Consider the following 1,764-nt stretch of genomic DNA (forward strand, 5'->3'; position numbering starts at 1 on the left):
CATTATAACCACGGTTTCACTAAGAATATTCTCATTAAAATAATCAATATTGCTAACAAAAAAAGCCAAAAAGCACCCAAAATGCCCCGACCAATAGTTAAATTTATTTCTAATTTAATGATTTAAGATGCAAACTTACAGAGTGATACAATTTTTGTTACTTTGTCATTACGCGACTTTTCTGCCATTTTTTTACGACTCATCCACTAATGCACTCCAAAACCACGATAATTATCAGAATTAGATTCTGACTTAACAGCCACAACCAGAACCATAATCCAACTTATATGATACTTTAAGATAGCATATATCTGATTTATGTCTAAACCAACCTTTTGCACCAAAAATTATCTAGCATCTTCAAAAGGTTCCGAGGGAGGAGTACAGTAGATAGTAACGCCGGAAGTCCCCTATGATTGCAAGCCCGTTAGGGTAATGAGAGAACCATGAATACGATAATGAAATCCAATAAGCTTGATAATGTTTGCTATGACATTCGCGGGCCAGTTTTAAAAGAAGCGAAACGCTTAGAAGAAGAAGGCAATAAAGTCCTAAAACTGAACATTGGTAACCCGGCACCGTTTGGCTTTGAAGCACCTGATGAGATCCTCGTTGATGTCCTGCGCAATCTGCCAAGCTCGCAAGGTTACTGTGATTCTAAAGGCTTATATTCTGCGCGTAAGGCAATTGTTCAACACTACCAAGCCCGTGATATCCACGATATGACGGTTGAAGATGTCTATATTGGTAACGGTGTTTCTGAATTAATCGTTCAAGCAATGCAAGCGCTATTAAATAATGGCGATGAAATGCTGGTTCCAGCCCCTGACTATCCACTCTGGACAGCGGCTGTTTCGTTATCGGGCGGTAATGCTGTTCACTATATGTGTGATGAGCAACAAGGCTGGATGCCGGATATTGACGATATCCGCAAGAAAATCAGCCCACGTACCCGCGGGATTGTCATCATCAACCCAAATAACCCAACAGGGGCGGTGTACAGCAAAGAGCTATTAATGGAAATCGTCGAGATTGCTCGCCAACATAGTTTGATTATCTTTGCCGACGAAATTTACGATAAAATTCTGTATGACGATGCGCAGCACCACTCTATCGCAGCATTGGCACCTGACTTACTGACAGTGACCTTTAACGGGTTATCAAAAACCTATCGTGTGGCAGGTTTCCGCCAAGGCTGGATGGTATTAAATGGCCCGAAAAAACAAGCCAAAAGTTATATTGAAGGCTTAGAAATGTTAGCCTCTATGCGCTTATGTGCCAACGTGCCAATGCAACACGCTATCCAAACAGCATTAGGTGGCTACCAAAGTATCAGCGAATTTATCCAACCGGGTGGTCGTTTATATGAGCAACGCAATCGTGCATGGGAATTGATTAACCAAATTCCGGGTGTCTCTTGTGTTAAGCCACAAGGCGCTCTGTATATGTTCCCGAAAATTGATATTAAACGTTTTAATATCCACGATGACCAAAAAATGATCCTTGACCTGCTACTGCAAGAAAAAGTGCTATTAGTTCAGGGAACTGCATTTAACTGGCCGCACCCAGACCATTTCCGTATCGTCACCCTGCCTTATGCAGATGATTTAGAAATGGCGATTACCAAGTTTGGGCGTTTCCTTAGCGGATATAAGCAGTAATTAGAGCATTATTAAGATTTTTATGAATAAATAGCTCCTCAGTGGGCTATTTATTTTTGATAGCTTATAAAATGAAACATTACTGTTATAAGTAATTAAAATG

Annotated in this window: 1 protein-coding gene; it reads left to right on the forward strand. The window is 40.5% G+C overall.

Annotation, left to right across the window (positions count from 1 at the left end; translation table 11 throughout):
- The first annotated feature begins 446 nt into the window (after window positions 1-446).
- The gene (locus JK188_RS17265; RefSeq protein ID WP_036952728.1) at window positions 447-1,661 is read left to right on the forward strand and encodes a pyridoxal phosphate-dependent aminotransferase; all 1,215 of its coding nucleotides are present in this window, start codon (window positions 447-449) and stop codon (window positions 1,659-1,661) included.
- Window positions 1,662-1,764: the final 103 nt, after the last annotated feature.

Origin of the sequence: Providencia sp. JGM181, assembly GCF_018257375.1 — a bacterium.
Classification (GTDB): domain Bacteria; phylum Pseudomonadota; class Gammaproteobacteria; order Enterobacterales; family Enterobacteriaceae; genus Providencia; species Providencia lanzhouensis.

What these genes read in the sequence shown, in the direction of transcription:
- JK188_RS17265 (WP_036952728.1), top strand. Translation starts at nt 447, where the DNA reads ATGAATACGATAATGAAATCCAATAAGCTTGATAATGTTTGCTATGAC.